This window comes from Guyparkeria sp. SB14A, assembly GCF_005096345.1.
GTDB lineage: Bacteria > Pseudomonadota > Gammaproteobacteria > Halothiobacillales > Halothiobacillaceae > Guyparkeria > Guyparkeria hydrothermalis.
The window spans coordinates 1-5,765 of the sequence record NZ_SWAW01000051.1 but is presented as its reverse complement, the minus strand read 5'-3'; the positions used below and the strand labels follow the sequence as shown (position 1 = coordinate 5,765).

5 protein-coding genes and 1 pseudogene are annotated in these 5,765 nt (G+C 65.4%); all 6 read right to left on the bottom strand.

Going from position 1 to position 5,765, the window contains the following annotated elements; translation table 11 throughout:
- A pseudogene (locus FAZ79_RS10995) lies at positions 1 to 257 on the bottom strand (flagellar biosynthesis protein FlhF); the annotation flags it as partial.
- A gap of 43 nt (positions 258 to 300) precedes the next feature.
- Positions 301 to 2,331: a flagellar biosynthesis protein FlhA gene (gene flhA / locus FAZ79_RS10990; protein WP_247709548.1), complete on the bottom strand. Its 2,031-nt coding sequence runs from the start codon at positions 2,329 to 2,331 to the stop codon at positions 301 to 303.
- Between the two features lie 165 nt (positions 2,332 to 2,496).
- Positions 2,497 to 3,636, bottom strand: coding sequence for a flagellar biosynthesis protein FlhB (gene flhB / locus FAZ79_RS10985; protein WP_136868008.1), 1,140 nt, complete (start codon positions 3,634 to 3,636; stop codon positions 2,497 to 2,499).
- A gap of 4 nt (positions 3,637 to 3,640) precedes the next feature.
- On the bottom strand, positions 3,641 to 4,411 hold the full coding sequence (gene fliR / locus FAZ79_RS10980) for a flagellar biosynthetic protein FliR (RefSeq protein ID WP_136868007.1): 771 nt from the start codon (positions 4,409 to 4,411) through the stop codon (positions 3,641 to 3,643).
- Positions 4,412 to 4,421: 10 nt separating this feature from the next.
- Positions 4,422 to 4,691, bottom strand: coding sequence for a flagellar biosynthesis protein FliQ (gene fliQ, locus FAZ79_RS10975; protein ID WP_125198803.1), 270 nt, complete (start codon positions 4,689 to 4,691; stop codon positions 4,422 to 4,424).
- Between the two features lie 147 nt (positions 4,692 to 4,838).
- Positions 4,839 to 5,624, bottom strand: a complete 786-nt coding sequence (gene fliP, locus FAZ79_RS10970) for a flagellar type III secretion system pore protein FliP (RefSeq protein ID WP_136868006.1) — start codon at positions 5,622 to 5,624, stop codon at positions 4,839 to 4,841.
- Positions 5,625 to 5,765: the final 141 nt, after the last annotated feature.

Here is a 5,765-nt window from a genome sequence, read left to right as displayed (position 1 = left end):
CCGGGGCGCGGCGCGTGCTCCGGCCGGGCACGTTCGGTCCGTGCCGCCGGGCGCTCCGAGGCGCCAGCAATCCGGCTGGCCGACTGCTGCGCGGCCGCCAGCTGGATCGCCTTCTCGTCGAAGTCCATCGCGGCAATCACCTCCACCCCACCGGAGACCGGCTTGTTGGAGAGGATGACGGCCTCGTCACCGAACACGCGCCGTACCTGACGCATGGCCTCGCGCATGTCACTGGCGATGATTCGCTTGATTTTCATGTATCCACCAGACCCTTAGCGGTTGGGTTGTCCGGGCGAGTCGTCAACCGTCGTTCTGGTTGCCGACGCTCGCCACCACGCGTATTTCCTTGTTGTCCGGCACTTCGTGATAACTCAGCACGCTGAGCGTCGGTATCGAATGCCGGACCATGCGCGAGAGCCAGCTGCGAATCTGCGGCGCCACCAGGAGAATGGCGGGCTTGCCACTCTGCTCCTGACGCTCGGCCGCGTCCTTGAGCGACTTGTGCAGCCGCTCGGCCAGGCCGGGCTCGATTCCGGGGGCCTGATTCCCGCGCTGGGTACTGTTTAGCAAGAGCTGTTCCAACTGTGGATCGAGCGTGATGACCGGCACGGTCGGCGCCAAGCCGTTGATGTGCTGGACGATCATCCGGCCCAAGGCCATGCGCACGCTCTCCGTCAATTCCCCGACGTCCTGGGTGCGCTGCCCCTGGATCGTCAAGGTTTCGGCAATCGTGCGAATGTCGCGGATCGGAATCCGCTCGGCGAGCAGCTGGCCCAGCACCTCGACGATGGTGGTCATCGGCAGGGTCTTGGGCACCAGGTCCTCGACCAGCTTCGGACTGCTTTGCTTGAGCGTGTCGAGCAGCTGCTGCGCCTGCTCGTAGCCGAACAGGTCGGCGGCGTTGTCACCCAGGATCTGCGACAGGTGGGTGGCGACCACGGTGGCCGGGTCGACCACGGTGTAGCCGAGCGCCTGGGCCTCTTCCTTCTGGCCGCGATCGATCCAGTAGGCCTTGAGACCGAAGGCCGGATCGGTGGTCTGGATGCCCTTGATGTCGCCGGAGACCTGGCCCGGATTGATGGCCATGTCGCGGTCGGGGAATATCTCGGCGGTGCCGATCGGCACGCCGTTCAAGCTGATGCGGTACTCGTTGGGCTTCAAATCCAGGTTGTCGCGGATGTGGACCGTCGAGATCAGAAAGCCCAGGTCCTGCGAGAGCTTCTTGCGCACGCCCTTGATCCGCGGCATCAGCTGGCCGCCCTGGTTGCGGTCGACCAGCGGGATCAGGCCGTAACCGACCTCCAGGCCGATCAGGTCGACCGGGGGCACGTCGTCCCAGGTCAACTCCTTGACCTCGGGCTTGGCCTGCGCCGGGGCGGCCTCCGCGGCCGCCTTCTCGGCCGCCTCGGTCGCCTTGCGACGCGACACCAGCCAGGCACCGCCACCGGCCAGCGCGGCCAGGAACAGGAAGGCGGCGTTGGGCATGCCCGGCACCAGGCCGAGGCCGGCCATCAGGCCCGCGGCCACGCCCAGCACACGCGGGTCGGAGAACATCTGGTTCTGGACCTGCTTGCCCATGTCCTCCTTCGAGGCGGTCACCCGCGTGACGATGATGGCGGTCGCCGTCGAGATCAACAGCGACGGGATGGTGGCGACCAGGCCGTCACCGATGGTCAGCAGGACGTAGGTCTCGGCCGCGCTGCCGAACGGCATGCCGTGCTGCGCGACACCGATCAGCAGGCCGCCGATCACGTTGATGAACACGATCAGGATGCCGGCGATCGCATCGCCGCGGACGAACTTGGAGGCACCGTCCATCGAGCCGTAGAAGTCGGCCTCGGAGGCGATTTCCTCGCGCCGGGCGCGGGCCTGTTCCTGGTTGAGGATGCCGGCGTTGAGATCGGCGTCGATCGCCATCTGCTTGCCGGGCAGCGAGTCGAGGGTGAAGCGCGCGGAGACCTCGGAAACCCGCCCGGCGCCCTTCGTGATGACCACGAAGTTGATCACCATCAGGATGATGAACACCACCAGGCCGACGGCGTAGTTGCCGCCGATGACGAAGTTGCCGAAGGCCTCGATCACGTTGCCGGCCGCCCCGGGGCCCTCGTGGCCGTTGAGCAGCACCACCCGCGTGGAGGCCACGTTGAGTGCCAGTCGCAGCAGGGTCGCGATCAGGATCACCGTCGGGAAGATCGCGAAATCCAGCGGCTTGCCCACGTAGAGCACCACCATCAGGATGATCAGCGACAGGGTGATATTGAAGGTGAACAGGGCGTCCAGGCCCAGCGGCGGCAACGGCACGATCACCATCGCCAGCAGCATGATGATCATCACCGGCGGCCCGATGCCCTGCCCCCGGTACTGGCGCAGGCTGTTGCCGAGGCGGGCGAAATTGAAGTTGGTCAGGCTGGGTTTCATCTGGGCGCGTTCTTCTTGGCTGCGGTGGCGTTATGACATCGGTCGTTGCGGGTCGGGCGTCTCACCTGGCTGCCGCCGTCACTCGGCGGCCGGCACGTCGAAACCCTCGGGCACCTCGGGATCCGGGCGCCCCGGCGTCTGGCCGGCGCCGCGGGCGGCCTCCTTGAGCTGGTAGACGTAGGCCAGCACCTGGGCCACCGCGGTGTAGAGCGCGGCGGGAATCACCTCGTCGATCTCGACATGCGTATACAAGGCCCGTGCCAACGGCGGGGCCTCGAAGATCTCGACCCCGTGCGAGGCGGCGATCTTGCGCAGGTTGAGCGCCATCTCGTCGACGCCCTTGGCCACCACCATCGGCGCGCCCACGCCCTCGGCGTCGTACTTGAGCGCGACGGCGTAGTGGGTCGGGTTGGTGACCACCACGTCGGCCTCGGGCACCGCTTCCATCATGCGCCGCTGCGACATCTGCATCTGGGTCTGGCGGATGCGCTGCTTGATCTCGGGCCGGCCCTCGGTGTCCTTGTGCTCGTCCTTGACCTCCTGGAGGGTCATGCGCTGCTGCTTGTGGTGCTGCCAGATCTGGAACGGCACGTCGACCAGCGCCACCAGCAGCAGGCCCAGCGATACGGCCAGGAATCCCCAGGCGATCAGCCAGCCGGCGTGCACCAGGGCGGCGTCGAACGGCTGCAGCCCGAGACTGAGAAATTCGGGTTCGAAGGCAAAGAACACCGCCACGCCAATGGCGGTGATCAGCGTGAACTTGGCGAAGGTCTTGCCGAGTTCCATCAGGGCCTGGACGCCGAAGATGCGCTTGAACCCGGAGATCGGGTTCATCTTGGAGAGTTTCGGCGCCATCGCCTGGGTGGAGAAGTTCCAGCCGCCCACTGCCATGGTGGCCGCGATGGCCAGCACGATGGTGGCGAAGAACAGCGGGACGAAGGAAAGAAAGCCGTCGACAAAGGCATTCGCCAGCCGCGAGAACATGGCCGCCTGGTCGAAGACGTCCGCGCGCTCGATGATGAACGAGTTGCGCACGACCTCGGCCAGCCCGAGCATCATCTGGCCGCCGAACACCAGGAACACCGCGGCCGAACCGACGGTAAGCAGGAAGGAGTTCAGCTCCCGGGAACGCGCCACCTGGCCCTTTTCGCGGGCCTCGCGTAGTCGTTTCGCGGTGGGTTCTTCGGTTTTCTCCTGGCCGTTCTCGTTCTCCGCCACCAACTCACCTCAGGATTTCCGTGATCAGCACGAACGACTGATGCACGAACTGTTCCACGTTCGGGAACCAGAGGGGGGCGGCGAGGAAGAGCAGGAAGAAGCCGATCATCAAGGTGGCGGGGAAACCCACCGAGAAGATGTTCATCTGCGGCGCGGCGCGCGTGATCACGCCCATGGCGAGGTTCACCATCAACAGCGTGGTCACCACCGGCAGCGCGACCAGTACCGCGTTGATGTACATCTGCTGGCCGAACCAGGCGATCGCGCGGAAGTCCTCGGCGGTCAGCCCCACCGGCGAGACCGGGAGGATGATGAACGAGTCCGCCAGCATCTTGACGATCATCGCCGGCACGTTGAGCGCCACCATCAGCAGGGTGACCACGATGGTCAGAAACTGCGAGATCAGCGGCACGCTGACGCCGTTCTGCGGGTCGACCGTCTGGGCAAAACCCAGGCCCATGCTCATGGCGATCGACTCGCCAGCGACCACGAAGGCCGAGATCACCAGGTTGAGGATGAAGCCCATCGCCACGCCGATCAGGATCTGCTGGACGATCATGGTGACCCCGGCGATCGAGAGCGGATCGACCGGCGGTATCTCCGGCACCATCGGCGTGATCACCAGGGAAACCGCCAGGGCGATCAACAGACGAATGCGCACCGGCAGGGACTGCGAGCCGAAGATCGGGGCGACCATCAGCATCGCCCCGACCCGCACCAGCACCCACAGGTAACTGGCGGTCCAGCCGAGGATCTGCTCGATCGCCAGCTCCAAGGCGCGCGCCTCAGGCGATCAGCGAGGGGATGTTGTGAAACAGCCGCTCGGTGAAGTCGACGATCACCTGCAGCATCCACGGCGCGGCCAGCAGGATGGCGACCACCACCGCGATCATCTTGGGGATGAAGCTCAACGTCATCTCGTTGATCTGAGTGGCCGCCTGGAACATGCCGATCAACAGACCCACCGCGAGCGCGGTGAGCAGGATCGGCATCGACAGGTACAGGATGACCGTGAGCGCCTGGCGGGTAAGATCGATAACGGTATCCGGACTCATAGGTACCTCGCAAAACCTGCTACGCCGCCCGATTGCGGTGTCACGTGCTCGCTCACTCCTCGCCTATCGGTTCGATATGTCTCGTCGCTCACTACGCGGTTCCTTGCACTCGGGCGGCTCGCGACGGTTTTTCGAGGCACCTGCATGTCAGCCCCCCATGTAGAAACTGGACGCGAGCGTACCCATCAGGAGCGCCCAGCCGTCGACCAGCACGAACAGCATGATCTTGAACGGCAAGGAGACGATCATCGGCGAGAGCATCATCATGCCCATCGACATCAGCACCGAGGCGACCACGAGATCGATGATCAAAAACGGGATGAAGATCAGGAAACCGATCTGGAACGCCGTCTTGAGCTCCGAGGTGACGAAGGCGGCCATCAACACGGTCAGCGGCACGTCCTCGGGCGTCTCGAAGTCCGGGTAGTCGCCGATCTCCTGGTAGAGCGCGATGTCGCTTTCGCGCGTCTGGTTGAGCATGAAGGTGCGCAGCGGCTGCGAGGCGCGGTCGATCGCCTCCATCGCGCCGATCTCCTCGGCCATGTACGGCCCGATGCCCTCGTCGTAGGCGGCCTGGAACACCGGCGCCATGATGAACAAGGTCAGGAACAGCGCCAGGCCCAGCAGGATCTGGTTCGAGGGTGTCTGCACGGTGCCCAGCGCCTGGCGCAGCAAGGCCAGCACGATGATGATGCGCGTGAACGAGGTCATCATCAGCAGCAACGACGGCAGCAGGGTGAGCACCGTCATCAGGGCGAGGATCTGCAGCGTCAGGCTGTACTGCGTCTCGCCGTTCTCGCCCTCGGTCAGGGTGACCGCCGGCAGGCCCGGCTCGGCCAGCACCGGCGCACTCGCGCCGAACAGGCCGAGGGCCAGCAACACCAGCAGGAAAAGCCGACCGAGGACGCTAGGGAAACTCTGCACGAATGCCATACCGCTCTGCGCGTCTTGAGCCGGGCAGGTGCAAGGCGTCCGTCCGCCGCGGAAGGGTGACTCCCTTTCCAAGGACGGCAACGCAGCAGATGCCCGGCTCAAGGCGCGCCCTGCGGGGCCTGGCGAGCCGCCTGTGCTCCG